20 protein-coding genes are annotated in these 19,348 nt (G+C 41.0%); 12 read left to right on the plus strand and 8 right to left on the minus strand.

Annotation, left to right across the window (positions count from 1 at the left end; translation table 11 throughout):
* From ACFSJE_RS02490 to ACFSJE_RS02505, 4 genes are all read left to right on the plus strand, one after another.
* Positions 1-1,038, plus strand: a complete 1,038-nt coding sequence (locus ACFSJE_RS02490) for an agmatine deiminase family protein (protein ID WP_379829399.1) — start codon at positions 1-3, stop codon at positions 1,036-1,038.
* Position 1,039: 1 nt separating this feature from the next.
* Positions 1,040-1,591, plus strand: coding sequence for a putative antibiotic biosynthesis monooxygenase (locus ACFSJE_RS02495; RefSeq protein WP_379829400.1), 552 nt, complete (start codon positions 1,040-1,042; stop codon positions 1,589-1,591).
* A 146-nt stretch (positions 1,592-1,737) separates the two neighbouring features.
* Positions 1,738-3,264 carry a carbon-nitrogen hydrolase family protein gene (locus tag ACFSJE_RS02500; RefSeq protein ID WP_379829401.1) on the plus strand — a complete coding sequence of 509 codons (1,527 nt, stop codon included), beginning with the start codon at positions 1,738-1,740 and terminating at the stop codon, positions 3,262-3,264.
* 112 nt (positions 3,265-3,376) lie between these two features.
* Complete coding sequence (locus tag ACFSJE_RS02505; protein WP_379829402.1) at positions 3,377-4,999, plus strand: M28 family metallopeptidase; 1,623 nt, start codon at positions 3,377-3,379, stop codon at positions 4,997-4,999.
* 42 nt (positions 5,000-5,041) lie between these two features.
* Here the strand turns inward: ACFSJE_RS02505 and ACFSJE_RS02510 are convergent, their stop codons facing one another.
* Together ACFSJE_RS02510 and ACFSJE_RS02515 are read right to left on the minus strand one after the other, a co-directional pair.
* A complete protein-coding gene (locus ACFSJE_RS02510) occupies positions 5,042-6,277 on the minus strand; it encodes a glycosyltransferase (protein ID WP_379829403.1) in 1,236 nt (411 codons plus the stop codon).
* A 2-nt stretch (positions 6,278-6,279) separates the two neighbouring features.
* Positions 6,280-7,791, minus strand: coding sequence for a DEAD/DEAH box helicase (locus ACFSJE_RS02515; protein WP_379829404.1), 1,512 nt, complete (start codon positions 7,789-7,791; stop codon positions 6,280-6,282).
* 246 nt (positions 7,792-8,037) lie between these two features.
* Here ACFSJE_RS02515 and ACFSJE_RS02520 point away from each other — a divergent pair, with 246 nt between their 5' ends.
* Positions 8,038-8,901 (plus strand): sigma-70 family RNA polymerase sigma factor, encoded by an 864-nt coding sequence (locus tag ACFSJE_RS02520; RefSeq protein ID WP_036384789.1) that lies wholly within the window; start codon positions 8,038-8,040, stop codon positions 8,899-8,901.
* A gap of 412 nt (positions 8,902-9,313) precedes the next feature.
* Here ACFSJE_RS02520 and ACFSJE_RS02525 read toward each other — a convergent pair whose 3' ends face one another.
* Both ACFSJE_RS02525 and ACFSJE_RS02530 read right to left on the minus strand, forming a co-directional pair.
* On the minus strand, positions 9,314-9,670 hold the full coding sequence (locus ACFSJE_RS02525; protein WP_379829405.1) for a hypothetical protein: 357 nt from the start codon (positions 9,668-9,670) through the stop codon (positions 9,314-9,316).
* An 11-nt stretch (positions 9,671-9,681) separates the two neighbouring features.
* On the minus strand, positions 9,682-10,449 hold the full coding sequence (locus ACFSJE_RS02530; RefSeq protein ID WP_379829406.1) for a hypothetical protein: 768 nt from the start codon (positions 10,447-10,449) through the stop codon (positions 9,682-9,684).
* Between the two features lie 126 nt (positions 10,450-10,575).
* Here ACFSJE_RS02530 and ACFSJE_RS02535 point away from each other — a divergent pair, with 126 nt between their 5' ends.
* A complete protein-coding gene (locus ACFSJE_RS02535) occupies positions 10,576-11,859 on the plus strand; it encodes a membrane dipeptidase (protein WP_379829407.1) in 1,284 nt (427 codons plus the stop codon).
* On the opposite strand, the gene ACFSJE_RS02540 is transcribed toward ACFSJE_RS02535, so the two are convergent.
* Positions 11,856-12,272 (minus strand): acyl-CoA thioesterase, encoded by a 417-nt coding sequence (locus ACFSJE_RS02540; protein ID WP_379829408.1) that lies wholly within the window; start codon positions 12,270-12,272, stop codon positions 11,856-11,858. The genes ACFSJE_RS02535 and ACFSJE_RS02540 overlap by 4 nt on opposite strands.
* A gap of 158 nt (positions 12,273-12,430) precedes the next feature.
* Positions 12,431-13,330: a DUF72 domain-containing protein gene (locus tag ACFSJE_RS02545; protein WP_379829409.1), complete on the minus strand. Its 900-nt coding sequence runs from the start codon at positions 13,328-13,330 to the stop codon at positions 12,431-12,433.
* Between the two features lie 252 nt (positions 13,331-13,582).
* On the opposite strand from ACFSJE_RS02545, the gene ACFSJE_RS02550 reads away from it, so the two are divergent.
* Together ACFSJE_RS02550 and ACFSJE_RS02555 are read left to right on the plus strand one after the other, a co-directional pair.
* Positions 13,583-14,410, plus strand: a complete 828-nt coding sequence (locus ACFSJE_RS02550) for a DMT family transporter (RefSeq protein ID WP_379829410.1) — start codon at positions 13,583-13,585, stop codon at positions 14,408-14,410.
* A gap of 260 nt (positions 14,411-14,670) precedes the next feature.
* Complete coding sequence (locus tag ACFSJE_RS02555) at positions 14,671-14,937, plus strand: hypothetical protein (protein ID WP_379829411.1); 267 nt, start codon at positions 14,671-14,673, stop codon at positions 14,935-14,937.
* A gap of 11 nt (positions 14,938-14,948) precedes the next feature.
* Here ACFSJE_RS02555 and ACFSJE_RS02560 read toward each other — a convergent pair whose 3' ends face one another.
* Positions 14,949-15,710, minus strand: a complete 762-nt coding sequence (locus ACFSJE_RS02560) for a 3-keto-disaccharide hydrolase (protein WP_379829412.1) — start codon at positions 15,708-15,710, stop codon at positions 14,949-14,951.
* 155 nt (positions 15,711-15,865) lie between these two features.
* Here ACFSJE_RS02560 and ACFSJE_RS02565 point away from each other — a divergent pair, with 155 nt between their 5' ends.
* Entirely contained in the window at positions 15,866-16,276 is a 411-nt protein-coding gene (locus ACFSJE_RS02565) for a glyoxalase (protein ID WP_379829413.1), read from the plus strand.
* On the opposite strand, the gene ACFSJE_RS02570 is transcribed toward ACFSJE_RS02565, so the two are convergent.
* Positions 16,271-16,948 carry a DUF2461 domain-containing protein gene (locus tag ACFSJE_RS02570; protein ID WP_379829414.1) on the minus strand — a complete coding sequence of 226 codons (678 nt, stop codon included), beginning with the start codon at positions 16,946-16,948 and terminating at the stop codon, positions 16,271-16,273. The two genes, ACFSJE_RS02565 and ACFSJE_RS02570, sit on opposite strands and share 6 nt — an antisense overlap.
* A gap of 96 nt (positions 16,949-17,044) precedes the next feature.
* Here ACFSJE_RS02570 and epsC point away from each other — a divergent pair, with 96 nt between their 5' ends.
* The 3 genes from epsC to ACFSJE_RS02585 all read left to right on the plus strand — a co-directional run bounded on the left by epsC (position 17,045) and on the right by ACFSJE_RS02585 (position 19,346).
* Complete coding sequence (epsC, locus tag ACFSJE_RS02575) at positions 17,045-17,836, plus strand: serine O-acetyltransferase EpsC (protein ID WP_379829415.1); 792 nt, start codon at positions 17,045-17,047, stop codon at positions 17,834-17,836.
* Positions 17,829-18,713 (plus strand): cysteine synthase CysM, encoded by an 885-nt coding sequence (gene cysM / locus ACFSJE_RS02580; RefSeq protein WP_379829416.1) that lies wholly within the window; start codon positions 17,829-17,831, stop codon positions 18,711-18,713. The genes epsC and cysM overlap by 8 nt, the downstream gene beginning before the upstream one ends.
* Before the next feature lie 150 nt (positions 18,714-18,863).
* Positions 18,864-19,346 carry a hypothetical protein gene (locus ACFSJE_RS02585; RefSeq protein ID WP_379829417.1) on the plus strand — a complete coding sequence of 161 codons (483 nt, stop codon included), beginning with the start codon at positions 18,864-18,866 and terminating at the stop codon, positions 19,344-19,346.
* Positions 19,347-19,348 lie beyond the last annotated feature (2 nt).

Here is a 19,348-nt window from a genome sequence, read left to right on the forward strand (position 1 = left end):
ATGGGTGCTTCATGGCGATTTCCCGCAGAATGGGAAAAACAACAGGGTATTTTATTGTGTTTCCCGCACAACGGAAACGATTGGCCCGGCAAGTATGCTGCCATCCAATGGGCGTTCGTGGAATACATTAAAAAAATAGCTACTCATGAGGAAGTGGTCTTGGTGGTTGCTTCTGAAGATTTGAAAGAAAAAGTCATTGGCATGCTGGAAACGGCCCATGTGAACCTAAAACAAGTTTCCTTCATTATCCACAAAACCAATCGCAGTTGGATGCGTGATTCTGGACCCATCATTGTCACGGATGGAAAGCAGCGCAAAGCATTGAACTTCAATTTTAATGGATGGGCCAAGTATAAAAATCATCAATTGGATCAGCATGTGCCTCAAAAAGTGTCGGATTTTCTAAAAATTCCATTGGAACAAGTTCGCTACAAAGGAAAACCAGTGATTTTGGAAGGTGGCGCTATCGATGTCAATGGAAAAGGGACTTTAATCACTTCCGAGGAATGCCTTCTGGACCCAAAAATCCAGGTACGTAATCCCGGTTTTACCAAGACGGATTATGAGGCCATTTTTGAACAATATCTGGGCGTCACAAATACTATTTGGCTGGGTGACGGCGTCCAAGGCGATGACACTCATGGGCACATCGATGATTTGGCCCGCTTTGTCAATGCCGATACCATTGTCACCGTAGTGGAATCCGATAAAAAAGACGAAAACTACAAGGCGCTTCAAGAAAACCTTCGCAGACTGGAAAACGCGGTTTTGGAAAATGGCAAGAAACCCAATATTGTGACATTGCCTATGCCCCATCGCATTGATTTTGATGGAATTTCACTTCCTGCGAGTTATGCCAATTTTTTGATTACCAATAAAATGGTATTGGTGCCAACGTTCAATGATTCAAGAGACCGCGAAGCGTTGAACATTCTGGCCAGCCTGTTTCCAAAACATGAAGTGATTGGTATCAGTTGTATTGATTTTATATGGGGATTTGGAACCTTGCACTGTCTGAGCCAACAAATTCCAGTATAACATGAAAAAGCAAGGAGCCTCTGTTGTCATCAATCATCAAATTATTGAAGGAAAACAGGATGAATACGAAACTTGGCTCAATGAAATAGGACCTTTGTGCCGGAACTACGAAGGGCATATGGATTGGCAGATTATTCGCCCCATTCCGAATGTAACCTTTACCTATACGGTTATTCTTCGCTTTGATACCATTGAAAATCTTAAAAATTGGATGCATTCCGAGGACCGGAAAAACCTGATAGCCAAAGTTCGCCCCCTCTTGGCCAAGGACGATGATTACTATATCAACAGCGGATTGGATTTTTTGTTTTCCCCAAAGAATGAATCTTCCAAGGCTCCCGTAAAATGGAAGCAATTTTTGGTTACCTGGTCCGCCATTTTTCCTTTGGTGCTGTTCACCCCGTTGGCGGTTCTGCCCCTTTTGGGCCTATTTCATATTTCCGGGAACCGATATGTGGACACCTTTTTTATTACAGGGACCATTGTTTTTTTGATGGTTTATATCATCATGCCACGGTACACCAAATGGATTAAAAAGTGGCTGTATAGCTAATTTAATTGCTGCAAATTGCTGTATTGACGGACCCCTTTTGCATTTACCTAAAATTTACCCGACCTTAGATAGCTGTGTTACACCTCTTAAAAAATGAGGTATCAATGCACGACCAGTCCTTTTCCAGATGAACTAAAATTAATTGGATGAAAATCAGCGAAATTGATACAATTGAATTGCAATACCTTCAGTTTGAAGATTACTTGGAGATAAAAGATGTAATGGTGTCGGCCTATGCCTCAATGCCCGAAGCGTTTTGGAAAGAACACCACATCAAAGCATTACTCAATAAATTTCAAGAAGGGCAAGTGGTTATCAAAGTCAATGGCCAGATAGCGGGTTGTGCCCTCTCTATCATCATTGATTATGACAACTTCGATGATAATCACACCTACCGACAAATTACAGCGGACTACACGTTTGATTCCCATGACCCGGAAGGCGATATGTTGTATGGCGTGGATATTTTCATAAAACCAGAGTTTAGGGGGTTGCGATTGGGAAGAAGACTATATGATTACAGAAAGGAGCTTTGTGAAAAATTGAATTTGAAAGGAATCGCTTTTGGGGGACGGATTCCGAACTACCATAAATATTCCCACGAAATCAGTCCAAAAGAATACATTGAAAAAGTTCGCAGAAAGGAAATCCATGACCCAGTTTTGAATTTTCAAATATCCAACGATTTTCATCCTGCCAGAATTTTGAAAGGGTATTTGGAAGGCGACGAAGCATCAAAGGAGTTTGCGGTGCTTTTGGAGTGGGACAACATCTACTATGAAAAACCGGTCAAAAAAGCGGCTACCAAGAAAAAGGTGGTTCGATTGGGGCTTATTCAATGGCAAATGCGGCCTTATGAGGATATTGATTCATTGCTTCAACAGGCCGAATATTTTATTGATGCGGTTTCGGGATATCGCTCAGATTTTGCCCTTTTCCCAGAGTTTTTCAATGCGCCATTAATGGCCAAGAACAACCATTTGAGTGAAGCGGAAGCCATTCGGGAATTGGCAAAACATACCGAAGAAATTGTACAGAAATTCTCCAATTTTTCCATCTCCTACAACATCAACATAATTGCTGGCAGCATGCCGGAAATTAAGGACGGAAAACTATACAATGTTGGTTATTTGTGCAAAAGGAATGGTACTGTTGAGCGCTATGAAAAATTACACGTCACCCCAGATGAGGCAAAAGTATGGGGATTGCAAGGCGGAAATGAACTGAAGGTTTTTGACACCGATTGTGGCAAAATAGGTATCCTGATATGTTATGATTCTGAATTCCCAGAGTTAAGCAGGTTATTGGCGGACGAGGGAATGGATATTCTATTTATTCCATTTTTAACCGATACTCAAAATGGCTATTCCAGGGTTCGGAATTGCGCCCAAGCAAGGGCCATCGAGAATGAATGTTATGTAGCCATTGCCGGAAGTGTTGGAAATCTACCCAATGTACACAACATGGACATTCAGTTTGCCCAATCCATGGTTTTTACGCCCTGTGATTTTTCATTTCCCACCAATGGAATCAAGGCGGAGGCCACTCCTAACACGGAGATGATACTTATTGCGGATTTAGACATTGATTTATTGCGGGAGCTGCATCAATTTGGTGCCGTACGGAATTTAAAGGACAGAAGAAAAGATATTTTTGATTTGAGAAAGCGGTAGCATCCTTCATTGATTTTGAACGGAATTTCACCGAACTTCGGCACTGTCGGCGAATCCATTTCAGGTTTTATGAATGATAGCAATAATTAATCCCCCTTCAATTACAATAGACATGATGACAAATTATTTTAAAATTTTAGCAGTAGCAGTGCTCTTTATCAGTTGTGAAAACAGCGACAAGGCAAAAGAAAATGCGGTTGAAGTTGACCAAACCACGATAGGCAATCATATTGAGCGCTTGGCATCGGATGAATTTCTGGGAAGAAAGCCATTCACCGAAGGTGAGGTGATTACCGTAAACTATCTAAAAGATGAATTTGAAAAATTAGGGCTGCTACCCGGGAATGGGGATAGTTTTTTTCAAGATGTTCCCATGGTGGAAATCACAGGAACTCCATCCGAAAGCATGAAGATTTCTGGCAAAAATGGAAGTTTTGCTTTGGAGCGCTTAAAGGATTTTGTGGCCACCACCAATAAACCCGACACTTTAGTAAGTCTTGAAAATTCGGAACTTGTTTTTGCAGGGTATGGAATTGTTGCTCCCGAATATGATTGGAATGATTATAAGGGAATAGACTGGAAAGGTAAAACAGCTGTGGTTCTCATCAATGACCCTGGTTTTCAATCTGGTGATTCAACCTTGTTTAAGGGGAATGAAATGACTTATTATGGTCGTTGGACCTACAAATATGAGGAAGCCGCTAGACAAGGTGCCGACGGACTTATTATTATTCACGATACCGAACCGGCCGCTTATGGGTGGAATGTGGTTGAAGCTGGCTGGAGTGGTGCCCGTTTGACCATAGAAAGTGATTTACCTCTTTTAAATGTGGAATCATGGATTAGTGGGGAAAGTGCTGACAAAATGTTCGAGGTTTCCTCCATGAAGGCACAAGATTATAAAACCTTGGCCCGAAACAAAGACTTTGAACCCATTCCGTTGGACTTAAATGTGTCTGTGAGTATTTCCAATGCCATTAAAAGGGACGTCTCAAAAAATGTGGTGGCATTGTTGCCGGGCACAGAGCGAAAGGATGAATATATCATTTACTCGGCACACTGGGATCATTTCGGAGTGGGCAAACCCATTGATGGCGATTCAATTTATAATGGAGCCGTTGACAATGCCTCTGGCACAGCCTCTTTATTGGCCATTGCCGAAGCCTTCAAGAAAAGTGGCCCTACAAAACGTTCAATCGTCTTTATTGAAGTAACGGGAGAAGAACAAGGGCTTCTGGGTTCTGCCTATTATTCAGAAAATCCCATTTACGACCCCAAAAAAACAGTAGCCAATATTAATATTGATGCGCTGGACAGTCCAGGAAAAATGAAAGATTTGACCATTACCGGTTATGGGCATTCTGAAATGGACGAATATGCCAAAGAAGCTGCCGAAAAACAAGGGAGGTACGTTATTCCAGACCCGGAAGCGGAAAAAGGATACTTCTTTAGGTCCGACCATTTTAATTTTGCCAAAATCGGGATTCCTGCCTTGTATGCGGGTGGAGCTTATGAAGGATTTGACATGAGCATTGATGACATTGAAAAATACAATGATGATTACCGAATGCACAGATACCACCAACCTTCGGATGAGTATAATCCTGAAACCACGGAATTAAGCGGGATACAGTTGGATGTGCAGTTGCTTTTTAATGTAGGATTGAAATTGGCCAACGAGGATTATTTCCCAAAATGGTATGAGGGCAGCGAGTTTAAAGCTGCACGAGAATAAAGTTCAACTATTTCTGAAAACTCAAACGGTTAAGGATACTGCCTAACGCTTATTTTTAGCCTCTATCCATTTGGCCATATATTTGGTACTGGCCTGAGTATGGTGTTGCAACATGCGCCCGATAAAATTTTGAGAGCGATGGACGGCCAATTCCTGTTGGGTTGAATCAATTTTTTGATTTAGGACTTTTCTTAAAGTTTCCTTTTCAAACAGCGAGTTGATGAGTGCTATCCCGTTTTCCTGTGCGGTGTGCCATTTTTCTGAGTTTTGATACAGTTCCACGGCGTCATTGGCAACAGCATCCCAATCATTGCAAACGCAACCATTCCAAGGCAAATCATCATGCATTCCTTCTGCACCTATCGAAGTTGTTATGCTTGGCGTTCCAGAGCGCATGGCATCCAATAATTTTCCTTTGATTCCTGCCCCAAACCGCAACGGAGCCAACATTACACGTTCATTTTTAAGGACAGATTCAATATTTTCCGCCCATCCCATGATTTGAAAACCTTCATTGGGATGGTGCATTTCTTCAATCTGTTGAGGCAAATAGGCACCGTATACTAAAAGATTGGCTTCTGGGAGTTGTTTTCGAATTTTGGGCCAAATCTCTTTTTTCAACAGTTGAATGGAATCCACATTTGGGGCATGCTTGCCATTTCCGATGCAAACAAAATCTTTGCGCTCCTCAAACTTGGGCCATTTGGCAGTAATGGAATCATCTAGGCTATCAAATAACAACGGCAGATGCAGCAGCAGGTTATTGGGAACACTAAGTTCTTTCTCAAGGATTTCCATTTCATAGGAAGAAACCAGTAGCGTAATATCGGAACGATAGATACTGGCCACCTCTCGCAAGGTCATGGGATGACTTTTCCAAAGTTCAAGTGAAAAGGGAAGGTTCTTTTTATGGGCCTCTTCCCTAGCCTTTCGCAGCGCATGAAGGTCTTCGGTATTTAAAATCCGAAGGGCATCTGGAGCAAACTCCGCTACACGCCATCCAAATTGTTCTTCCACCATAAAACGGTCAAAGACCACCACATCGGGTTTCAGCGTTTCAATAAAGTCGTCAAAACTGGAATCATTCAATGCAATGGAAACGCATTCTATGCCCAATGCATCCAAATCCAAACTGTACTCGGTTTTCACCGCAGTGGAACCAAATGTGATGTGATATCCAAAACATTGAAAGGCTTCCAACAATTGCTGCATTCGGTGTCCTGCTGCCGTGGTACTGGGCTCAGGCCAAACATAACCGATGAAGAAGGCCTTTTTCATGGCTAAAGCATTGCTGCAAATTTCTTGGAGATGCTGGAGCGTAGTTTGCGCTCATAATCCTCCTCCAACCACTCTTTGTAGTTTTTGGTGTTGTTCATAATGCAATACGAATATTGACGGACTCGATAGGCAATCTCATCCTTGAGTTCCTTGGCCAGAATCCGGGCATCGAACACATCTTCACTGTTTTCTACGCAAATTTGGGCATGCTGCTCAATACTGCGTTCTAAGACCTCCTTGGATTTTCTTCCTTCAGCAAACACCTTTTTGTATTCCTCTTTGATATCGAAGGTGATGTCTTCTGACTTACTAAATTTGGCTCGGAGTTCATCAGGCATTTCGTAGACAAAATCACGCTCAATTTCCTCATCATTTTTGATGTTTTCCAAGTAGAAATCAGGAAAATGGAAGATTTCTTGCCAATCAACCGGAACATCCCACGGTCCAAAACGGGCAATATTGTTCCCCATGTCCACCACATTGAACTCGTCCTTATCCGGCAAAATCCGTGAACCACGGCCAATCATCTGAAAATATAAAGTGAGGGAGCGTGTAGCTCGGTTCAAAATGATGGATTGTACGGTGGGTTCATCAAAACCGGTGGTAAGAATACTCACCGAAGTAAGAATGGCATCTGGGGTTTCCGCGAACCAATCCAGAATTTCGCGCCGCTCCGTTGCCGTATTTTTATTGTCCAAATGGCGAATGTTGTAGCCAGCCTTTTTGAAGGTTTCGTACACATATAACGAGGTGTTGATACCGTTATTGAAAATTAAGGTTTTGGTACCCTTCGCGATTTCCTCATAGGCCGTCAACAATTTACCGAGCATGCTATGGTTCCCGTAGAATTCATCCGAAGATTTTACGGTATAGTCCCCATGAATGCCGAGTTTCAACGTTTTAAGGCTCACATCGTAATTGTAGAGCTTGGCCTTGGCCAAAAATCCTTTATCAATGAGCGATTTTATGGATTCCCCAATGATCAAATGCTTGTAATTGTCCTTCATGGGGAGTTTTATGTTGGAACTCAACGGTGTGGCCGTTACCCCAAGAATGGTGGCCTTATCAAAATATTTGAACAGCTTTCGGAAGGAGTTGTAGTGGGCTTCATCAATAATCACAAGACCAATATTATTGATGGTCACCTTCTCTTCTTGAAGCCTATTGTTCAAGGTTTCCACCATGGCCACAAAGCACATGTAATCATCTTGATCGTACAGTTCCTTTACTTCACTGTTGATGACCTTATTGGCCACCCCAAACCCATGAAGCATTTGAGAGGTCTGTTTGCTCAGCTCTATTCTGTGAGTGAGCACCATGACCTTTTTACCCGTATTTTGGATGTATTTTCGGGTAATTTCAGAGAAAACCACAGTTTTTCCCCCACCCGTAGGAAGCTGGTACAACAAATTTGTACCCTCGGGCATTTCCTCTAAATGCTTAAAGATTTTACGCAAATCTTCCTGCTGGTAATCGTATAAAGTTTTTTTGTTGACTCCTTTTTTTACTTCCAAGGGAAAAATGGCTTTTTATGTTCCGAACTAACAAACCCTACAAAATTAGGAGTTTTTTGCAGTACCGTCGAACACTTGGGTCGCATTTCTATTAAGATACTATCAACAATCGTAAAAAAGCTGGATTTTGCAGTTTATCCCAGTTTTGCGCATAACATTTTGATAACAATAACATTTGAGGCTTGGAAAATAGGCTTTTATAATGTATAATGTAAGCTTATAACACGTACAAACCATAAAGTAAGAATGAGGCAGTTAAAAATCATCAAGCAGGTCACCAACCGAGAATCCAAATCCCTTGACAAATACCTACAGGACATCAGTAAAATTGATTTGATTACTGCTCAGGAAGAAGTGGAATTGGCACAACGGATTAGAGCTGGGGACCAATTGGCACTGGAAAAATTGACCAATGCCAACTTGAGATTTGTGGTCTCCGTGGCAAAACAATATCAAAACCAAGGGCTAAAACTCCCTGATTTGATCAATGAAGGGAATGTAGGTCTCGTAAAGGCAGCAAAACGATTTGATGAGACCCGCGGGTTTAAATTCATCTCCTATGCCGTTTGGTGGATTCGTCAATCCATTCTACAGGCGTTGGCCGAACAATCCCGTGTAGTGCGTTTACCGTTGAATAAAATCGGTTCCATCAATAAAATCAAAAAGACTTTTTCCTATTTGGAGCAGGCGCATGAGCGCCCACCATCCGCGGAAGAAATTGCGAAGGAACTGGACATGACAGTTTCTGAAGTAAAACAGTCCCTTAAGAATACAGGGAGACATGTTTCCATGGATGCACCCTTGAAGGAAGGAGAAACTTCCAATCTATATGATGTTCTCAATGCTGGGGATTCGCCCAAACCGGACAAAGGCTTGATGCATCAATCTTTAAACACAGAAATCAATAGGGCGTTGGATACCCTCTCCCCTCGTGAAGCGGACGTAGTCCGACTCTATTATGGCATTGGCGATCAACCGTCCATGACCTTGGAAGAAATAGGAAGTACTTTTGATCTCACCCGGGAACGTGTGCGTCAGATACGGGAAAAAGCCATCCGCAAGTTGCGACACACATCAAAGAGTAAAATTTTAAAATCATATTTGGGGTAAAGCCCAAAAAATAGAAATAAAAAAGGGGATGTTTTTGACATCCCCTTTTTCATGATATTCACTTAAACTATCAAGGTCTGCTTAACTGAGTAATATCAAAATCAGTAAGCATTTCGTTCAAATTGTGAATAAAATTCAAATAAGCGGAATTTTCTTGATTATGATTTTTCATGGTAAAGCGTTTGGGGTGCTGTTTATAAATAATCGAGTTCGGCCAGTTGGTTAATGCTCAAGATTTCGTTGAGTTCTTGTAAAAAGGCCAAATATTCTTCTCCGTAGGTATCGTATAACATGGTAATCGCGTGGTTTAAATGTTTGGGTCTTTGTTATAACGTGAATCTATTCCAAAGATTATGGTGAAACAATAAATTGTGGTGAAAACTTAGATTCTGGTTGTGAAACTAAATTCATCTTATTTTTCCATTTCCATAAGGTCCAACTCCACTTCAAAATCCAATTCAGCATCTGTTCTGTTGGGCCTAATATTAAACTCATCATAGATGAAACACAGGTTCATGGGGAGTCTTCTTTTTTCCCTATCCGCCATTATTCCCAATTTTTCCTGCAATGCACATTTGATCTCAAAAGCCTTATTACTGATTTTGGCCTCATCCGAGGTTTCCAATTCTTCCAAAAACGGAATCTCTTTTTTGTCACCTACCTCCAACATTTCATCCAATAACATGAGCCTACATTCCAAATCTGTGGTGTGCTGAAACAGTTGGTAAAAGATACTTTGCAGATATTTGGGGAGCTCATTGTTTACCATGGCAGTTGATTTTATTTCATAGTCCGAAGCATTTCCATTTCAAAATCCACCTGCTCCTCTACTTTTGGGAATTCTTCCACAAATTGATCGTAAAGAAAGGTGTGGTGCTTCTGGTCGTTATCGGTCCTACATAAGGTTATGATTTCTTGGGTGATTTCCAGTAGCCCTTCCGTTTTCATCATTCTAAGGCACGACTGTACTTTCTGGCAAGACAAATCCAACTCTTTATAATTTTCATTTTGCAGATGAATTTTGGCACTGCCCACAAATTCAAAAATGTTTTGTTTGAAAAGTTTGATTAATTCTTCCAATAGCTCCATTTGCCCCATGCAATCTTCCAAAACTGGTTTTAGATTGATGTTGTTGGAAGAAAAACTGGATTCCAAACTCTTTTCAAAGGTGTTGCTTTTGATACTCATTGGTTCAGGCACTTTGTCTTGGTCATTCATGCTTTGGGCAACTTGCTTCAAAGCCGATACAATTTCTTTTTGTTCTTGGGACAACCGGGTCTTCTCCAAGGAATCTATGAGGGTAAGCAGGTTGTGATCGTGAAGGTCAATTCGGCTTCTTTCCGAACCTTGGATGCCTATCCGTTCATAAATCACTTCCAACTGTTTCATTTCAGGTATCCCAAAAACCTTGTTTTCCAATCCATTCTTGAATACTTCAAAAGATTTTTTGAGTTCTCCTGCCTCAACAGTACCCAATTCCTCATACGAAAAGCTGCTTAATCCTATTTCCAACTTTTCCAAATATGTGAGTAGTTCCCGTGTTCCCAATTTTTATGCTTTAGTTAATTCGTACTCCTAAAAATCAGGAATAGGCTGAGGGATACCAATTTATTGTTCTGTAGGCAGTGGTTTTTGTTGTCAAATTGCTTTATTTGTAGGTGTAAATAACCAACCATGAAATATTTCCTCATTCTTAGTAGTATCGCCCTCTTTGCGGCATGCGCGGAAAAGCAACCCAACAAACCAGAAACCTTGGAAGAAAAAGCCCAGCGAATCCATGATTCGGTCATTACGATTGACACCCATGACGACATCAATGTGAGCAATTTCACGGATAGCATCAACTATACCCAAAACCTGGACACCCAGGTAAATCTTCCCAAAATGAAAGAAGGTGGTTTGGATGTGGCATGGTTCATTGTCTATACCGGTCAAGATACATTGACTACGGAAGGGTATGCTGCCGCTTCTGAAAATGCCATTTCCAAGTTTGAGGCCATCCATAAACTTTGCGAGGAAATTGCCCCATCCCAGATTGAATTGGCATTGACCTCTGATGATGTTCGAAGAATTGTGGCTTCCGGTAAAAAAGTGGCCATGATCGGAGTGGAAAATGCCTATCCAATAGGTGAAGATTTATCCAAAATTGAGGAGTATCAAAAACGTGGAGCCCGCTACATGTCGTTGGCTCACAATGGGCACAGCCAGTTTTCCGATTCCAATACAGGTGAAAGAGATAGTGTTTGGCTACACAATGGCTTAAGCGATTTAGGTAAACAAGCCATCGCCGAAATGAACCGAGTGGGTATTATGATAGATATTTCGCATCCTTCCAAAGAAGCGATGCTACAAATGGTTGAATTGTCCAAAGCTCCCATTATTGCTTCGCATTCCTCTGCTAGGGCATTATGTGGGCATAGCAGAAACTTGGATGACGAGCAATTGTTGTTGCTTAAAGAAAACGGCGGAGTGGTTCAGACCGTTGCCTTCAGTTCGTACTTGAACACCGAAAAGGACGAAGCGCGTTCAGCCTATATGAAAAATATTTATGAAGAAGCCGCAGATTCATTGGGTATCAATTGGTATGAACGCTCCCAATTCGGGTCTTTGACCAAGGAGCAACAAGATGAGTTCATGGAAAACTACCCCAAAGTCACCCAGTTGGGCGATGAAATAGCTGCAACAAAAACCAATGCTCCACCCGCGGTCAATGTGTCCGATTTTGTAGATCATATTGATTATATGGTGAAACTCATAGGCATAGACCATGTGGGTATCAGTTCCGATTTTGATGGCGGTGGTGGTATTGAGGGTTGGTCCGATGCTTCGGAAACCTTCAATGTGACCTTGGAACTTGTAAAACGCGGCTATACCGAAGAAGAAATCGCCAAATTGTGGGGTGGCAACCTATTGCGGGTCCTTGATGAAGTGCAGGCGTATGCCGTTTCTCTCAACTAGGATTTAGTCTCTTCCTCTTTTTCTTTTTTGGCCAATCGGTCCTTGACGAATTCTATTTTGGTCTTCCCGTGAGGTTTTGGGTTGCCCTTATCGTCTAGGTTCACCATAATAATGTTGTCCACGGTAACAATGCTCTCGTGGGTCATTTTGTTCCGCACTTCGCAGTTCAACGAAATGGAGGTGACTCCAAATTTAATGACATCGATACCAATTTCGATCACATCCCCTTCTCTGGCGGTGCTCATAAAGTTAATCTCGGACATATATTTGGTGACCACTTTTTTGTTTTCTAGCTGTATAATGCTATAAAGTGCAGCTTCTTCGTCAATCCAGGCGAGGACTTTGCCTCCAAACAGCGTTCCATTGGCGTTCAAATCCCCTGGCTTTACCCATTTTCTTGTATGAAATCGCATTTTTGAAACTTTTAAAATTCAGGTACAAAGTTAGTCCAATCGCTTTAAGTTGTTCTTAATTAACGATTTGTTTTATGTTATTTATGAATTTGAAATTTTCTTCTCTTGAGAAGTGTATAGATAACAATTTTTGACCTTAGGATTTTTCAATCCATAAATTATTTGAACAAATCTTTCTGCGGGCTCAATGTAGATTTTGGAATGGTCAAATCAGTGCCCAATTCCGGATTCAGGCGTTCAATTAAATGGGCAGAAAGTAAGGGAGATTCCAACTCAAGGTTCTGGTGCACAAAGAAATGGATATTTTTCAATCCCATTCTTTTCCAATTGACCAATCGTTTCACCCAATCTTCCAAACGAGGATAATCGGACTCATGGTTGGCCCCAACATAGCGAATAAACGCTTCATTGTTGGTCAAACGCATGTGCATAAGGTCGCGTCTACCAGCCGTATCCACCAAGACATTGGCAATATTGTTCTCCTCCAAAAGGTGATAGAGTTCTTGGGAAACCTTTTCGTCCGTGAACCAATCTGTATGTCGAAATTCCATCGCCAACGGAAACTCTTTTGGCCAATATTCTACAAAGCGAACTACCCTATCCCAGTTTTTAGGACCAAAGTTATTGTGCATCTGCAAAAAGATGGTGCCTAACTTTTCCTGAAGCAGCGAAGTAACTTCCAAATAACGGTCCACTACAGGATATACCTGCTCATTAAGGCGACGCAAGTGACTCACCTCATTGGTCATTTTTGGAAAAAATTTGAATCCTTCTGGAGTCTTGTCGTACCATTTTTCATAGGTATCTGGCGGAAAGATGCGGTAAAAAGTAGCGTTCAACTCAATAGAATTGAATTGGGAGGAATAGTAGGTCAACTCATCTTTGGTGCCCCGAGGATAAAAGTTTTTTAAATCCTGTCTGTTCCATTTGGCACAGCCCACAAAAACATTGGTTTCTCCGTCCTGTGGGTATTTAGTTAACACCACAGGGGTATCTGGATGGTCTTGCGGAATGGTAAAATCTATTAGCTCTGGATGGTCTACTTTTCCGAATTTCATGAATAGGAATTTAGAAGCTTAAAAGTATTAAAAAGAGATCAAAGCCTTTGACTCTGGAATCTTTTGGAAATTATTACTTTGACAAATATGAAGGTGAACACTTATTTCTAAGGTAATGGACAAGGATTATGGGCATTTCTCTTGCAATTTGTTGGAAAAGTTGAAAATGGGTTTCGAATTCGGGAAAATGTGTGAATTTAGACCATGCTAAAGAATAACCGACTACAACCCCTCCTGGAATTAAATTTTGCAATGCTGTTTGTTAGTACGTCCGGGGCGCTGGGGCGTTATATTGATATGCCTGTTCCTATAATTATTTGCTCTAGGGCAATAATAGCCGCTGTTATTATTTTTCTTTTTTGCAGGTACAACGGATTTGAGCTTAAAATTCACAATAGGGATAGAAAAATAATAGCGCTAAGTGGATTGCTGCTGGGACTACATTGGCTCACCTATTTTTATGCATTAAAATTATCCAACGTTGCCATTGGAATGATCTCATTATTTACCTATCCAGTGATTACAACATTTTTGGAACCGTTGCTGTTAAAAACAAAATTACGATGGATACATTTAGTGTTAGGGGTCATTGTGATCGTTGGCATTTTGTTTCTTGTTCCAGATTTCAGTTTTCAAAATGATTATTTAATTGCAATCATCTTCGGAATAGTATCAGCCTTGTTCTATTCATTGCGGAACATACTTACAAAATCAAAAATGAAGGAATACGACTCTTCAGTCTTAATGCTGTATCAATTGATTATCACCTCTATATTTCTGGCTCCAAGTTATTTTCTATTCGACACGAACAATTTTTCGGACCAGATTTCTTGGATAATACTACTGGCATTATTAACAACGGCAATTGGTCATACGTGGTTCGTCCATAGCTTTAAAAACTTTACCGTAACATCAGCAAGTATCATCAGTAGCTTGCAACCCGTATATGGTATTATCATTGGAGTTATTTTTTTAAAGGAGTATCCAAATGTAAGTACCATTATTGGAGGGTCACTTATTTTGTGCTCTGTACTTATTGAAAGCATAGTTTCGTATAAAGAATCCGTTGTTGAAAGATAGAACAAGGAGATACCAAAAAAGGTATTTTGGCAACTGCTCTAAAAACAACCGCACGAAACAAAAAATAAAGTAACCCCATATACTCGGCTTACAACCCTAAATAAAGTGTATCGTTTCTCAAAGTATGTAAACTCCAATCAAATCCATATTGTTTCCACAAACAGAATCCCCAGTTTTTTTGAGGATTATCTGCAATCGAGTTTTACAGAGTTTACTTAACTTACCATCACTTCCCCCCGTAATGTATTAAAACATAGCATATGGTTATTTTCCTAATCGTGGTGGCGGTCCTCTTCTTGTATCTTGTTTATAAAAATGTAAAAGCTGGACTTGACAAAGACTGGCTGATATGGACCTTGGCCACTATTGGTATTTTGGTTGGGGTACTTTATCTATCCAACTATATTGACTGTAGAATGAACAACAGTGGATATTGCGGCATGATTCCTACCATGATTTGGATTTACGCAGCACCTGTAACGTTGTGTCTGATGCAGTTAGTGTACTTAAAAAGGAGTCGAGTTTAATATAGGGAGGTTTACAGCTCCCTAATTTTGATGTCCCTAAACCAAACCTCAAAATACCAATCCTGCAAGGCTATTTTTCCACTAGTGGCTTTTCCAAATTCGGGGTAATTCTTGAAGTTGGTGCCCTTTATTTTTTCTTGCCAATCCGATGCGGTAAAATCTTGGGCGGCGGTAAGTACGCCGTTTAAATAAAACTCCACTTTTCCATCCACTTGTTTAATGCGGGTATGGTTCCACTCCCCTTCTTTGGTGATGACTTCATTTTGCTGTGGGGAAAATCCATATAAACAACCTGATTTTTTAACGGGAACATCATAATCCATATGGCTGGGGTCCAAAATTTGGTATTCCGGTCCGGTTTGGTATGCTGTGGCTACTTCAGGTTTTTCCTGAACATTGATGAACACACCGCTATTTCCACGTTCACCAATTTTCCAATCCAATACCAGTTCGTAATTTTTATAAACCTTTTCCGCAAGCAAATCCTCATTGTTCTGGTTTTCAATTTGTGGATTTCGATGTAACGCGCCATTTTTTACTTCCCAGACCGATGGAGCACCAGAATTATATACATGCCAACCGTTTAAGGTTTTGCCATCAAACAACAATTCCCAACCTTGCTCTTTCTCAATATCATATAATATATTGTGACTTTCGGCGGCAGTTGCCACTTTTTTAGTGTTCCAAACCGGGGTTGACTCTTCCTTATTTTGATTTTTACAGGAAACGATGGAAAGGACAAGACAAAACAGTCCTATGAATTTTACGTGCATGATGTTTGTTCAATTAGTGGTTCTAAAAATAGGCAAATAAACCATTTTAGAAGGTTGGATTTTGGAATCAGCCTGTTTATAACATCGTTAAAAACTATTGCAGTCTTTAAAAGTGTACGGTTTTTGATTATGTAATTTTAATAAAACTTACAGCCATGGATTCACGATCCAAGAGTCTTTTAGAGATTCGTCCGGATATTCCACAGTCACATTTTAACAGCGAAATGGGTTTTGATGAGCGTTTTCAGAACCAAACCCTGCGTCCCGTAATTAAGCTACAGAACTTTTTGTTGGTCGAAGTTTTCAGGAACTACGTCAACAAGCACAAGGGCTATTTTTATGGGCTCACGCTGGAAAAACGCTTGGATTATATTGAGAGGGCCATCCAAAAAGACATCAAATTCCGGAACTCATTGAAAGGAATTGTCATTGGCCAGTTTACTGTGGAGGAATATCAGGATTACATCCAAAATTCCTCTGCTCTGAACAAGCGTATGATGAATATGGTCATCGAGCGGTTAAAGGACCAGGTGCAATTGCTGGATAAGGAAGAAGTCCTTTTATAGAACTGATTCCCCATTCAGGTTGGTGGTCAAGATATCACTCATAAGGTCAAAATACGGCCGAATGGCGCGGTAGGATTTGTCCACTTCTTCTAGGAAGGATTCCGAAAGGACCTCTTTGTCCGAAAATTTACGGATAAAAACAAACTGCTTTTTCTGAATCAAATCAATATCAGGGTGCTCCCTATCAAATCCTTTTGGTGCGGTTTTAACAGCATCACCCGATAAATCGCCCCAAATCTTTTTAAACGAAGGCTCCCCTATCACATCACGAAATTCCGAAGCGTCCATTTCAAGCTCCTTACGAATCCGGAAAAGGTCCTCCTTATTTGGGTTCCAAAAACCGGTGGCCAATAAAGAACCGCCCGGTGTAAGATGAATGTAGTACCCACCTCGCAAGTGCGCTCCGAGTCGAGAAAATGAACCTGCCAAATGGGTTTTGTAAGGTGTTTTATCCTTGGAGAAACGAACATCCCTATAAATCCGGAACATTTTCATTTTTTCAATTTCGTCGTGGTGACTCATGTTATTCTTTACACTTTCAAAAAATGATTTTACCGCCTTCTCGTGCGCTTTGAAAGTGGGCTTATGCTGTTCAAACCAATCTTTGTTATTATTTTTGGAGAGTTCTTTTAAGAAGTCAAACGCATCTTTGGAAATCGTGGAATTGCTCACAGGCTATTTTGATAAAATGTTATTTTTTAACTAAAGTTAGCCTTTTATCGGGGTGCATGGTAAGGATTTGTCTAATTTTAAGACAATAAAAGTAATATGGACAAGGAAAAGATAATTTCTGAGTTGAATAGGCATAAGAAGCTGCCTTATCTTGACTTCAGATTGAAACAGGAAACGGAGGATTTTACCGACACCCTTTTTTATACACTTTTTGATGCCAACACTCCGGTAGCCGTAAACTTGGAGATGCTGGAGAAGAAATTCAACGCCCTGTTGGATATGGCTTGTTGGGAACTGGAAAGGCCCAGCAGCGAACTGTGGGACAATTACGTGACCACCTTACCGGAAATTTTGGAAAAACTCAATTTGGATGCAGAGGCAATTCTAAATTGCGACCCAGCCTCATTGTCAATCCAAGAGATTTATATGGCCTATCCAGGATTTTATGCCATCGCCATATATCGATTGGCACATGAACTTTATGTTCAAAGTGTTCCATTGATTCCGCGTCTGATGACTGAGTATGCCCACAGACAGACTGGTGTGGACATCAATCCCGGAGCCACCATTGGAAAATCATTTTTTATAGATCACGCCACTGGTGTGGTCATTGGTGAAACTGCAGTCATACATGATAATGTAAAATTATATCAGGGAGTTACCTTGGGAGCGCTTTATGTAACCAAAAACCTCCAGAAGACGAAAAGGCATCCTACTATTATGTCCAACGTCACCATTTATGCCAACGCCACCATTTTGGGAGGTCAAACTGTGATTGGGGAAAATTCCATCATTGGAGGAAATGCATGGCTTACCTCTTCAGTTCCGGCAAACTCAACCGTTTATCACACCCCAGAAATTAAAATTAAGACAGCACCCAATGTCTAAAAGCATTCTAGACCTCATTGGAAACACCCCTATGGTGGAATCCAAAGTTTTAAATACCAATCCCAACGTAAAACTTTTCTTCAAACTCGAAGGAAACAATCCAGGAGGCAGTGTTAAAGACCGCCCGGCCTTCAATATGATCAAAAGTGGCTTGGAGCGTGGCGATTTTACCAAAGAATCCAAATTGATAGAGGCCACTAGTGGCAACACTGGAATTGCACTGGCCATGATTGCTGGGCTCTACGGGCTCGATATTGAATTGGTCATGCCGGAAAACTCCACAAAGGAACGTGTGCAGACCATGCGTGCTTATGGAGCCAAAGTGACCCTGACTCCTTCTGATGTGGGAATCGAGGGAGCACGGGACTATGCCGAGGCCAAAGTGAGGGATGAAGGTTATATTATGCTCAACCAATTTGCCAATGACGACAATTGGATGGCCCATTACAAAAGCACTGGACCTGAAATTTGGAACGATACGGCTGGAGAAGTCACCCATTTTGTCTCAAGCATGGGAACCACAGGAACCATTATGGGGACATCAACCTATTTGAAGGAACAGAATTCTTCCGTGCAAATTGTGGGGGTACAACCAACAGATGAGTCCAAAATTCCCGGGATTCGAAAATGGCCGCAAGAATATCTACCAAAGATTTTCGACCCTAAAAAAGTGGATACGGTCATGGAGGTCAGTCAAGAAGATGCTGAGGATATGGCCCGAAAATTAGCAAAGGAAGAGGGTGTTTTTGCTGGAGTTAGCAGTGGCGGAGCAGCCACGGTGGCCCTTCGCTTGGCAGAATCGCTGGAAAGCGGAACCATTGTATCCATTGTTTGTGACCGTGGTGACCGCTACTTGTCCTCGGACCTATTCGATTAAAACCCCTTTTTCTTGGAGGAATTAGTGCCCGTAACATCAGATTTTTCTGATGACCGTGCTTTACCCACGCTTTATCGATTTGTTTAATTCAAACAAAACAAAATCACGTCCTTTATATTGAATTTTGATCGTCCTAAATCTAAATTTAATATGAATGCACTCACAAAAATCTTCAATTGGAAGAGAACCATCGTAGCCAGTTTAGTGGTTCTACTTATTTTGATTGTTTCGAATTTTTACGGTATTTACACCAATAAATTCTATTTTCTAAAGCCAAGCAATTACATATTCCCGCTATTGACTAGCATACATTTTCTTTATCTATATGTGGTTTGGTTTAAAATCAGTGAAGATGAACTACCTGACCCAAAAATGAGAAATGTGGAGCTTGCACTGTATGGGCTTATAGCCATCTACGCCTTCAAAATATATGGAACAGCAATGATGTTAACCTCCATTTCGGAATATACGGAACATGTTATTCCAGCATCATTCAAGCCCTTTGTCATTTCAACCTTAGTATTGTACAGTGTACTGCCACTTATGACACTTTATCTTTTTTGGTTGAGAAAACGTCTTGTGGGACCCTACAATTTTGAAAACTACAACAATAATTTGAATATTTGGCAATAGCC

It is taken from the genome of Flagellimonas iocasae, from assembly GCF_042682725.1.
In the GTDB taxonomy this organism is placed as follows: Bacteria; Bacteroidota; Bacteroidia; order Flavobacteriales; family Flavobacteriaceae; genus Flagellimonas; species Flagellimonas iocasae.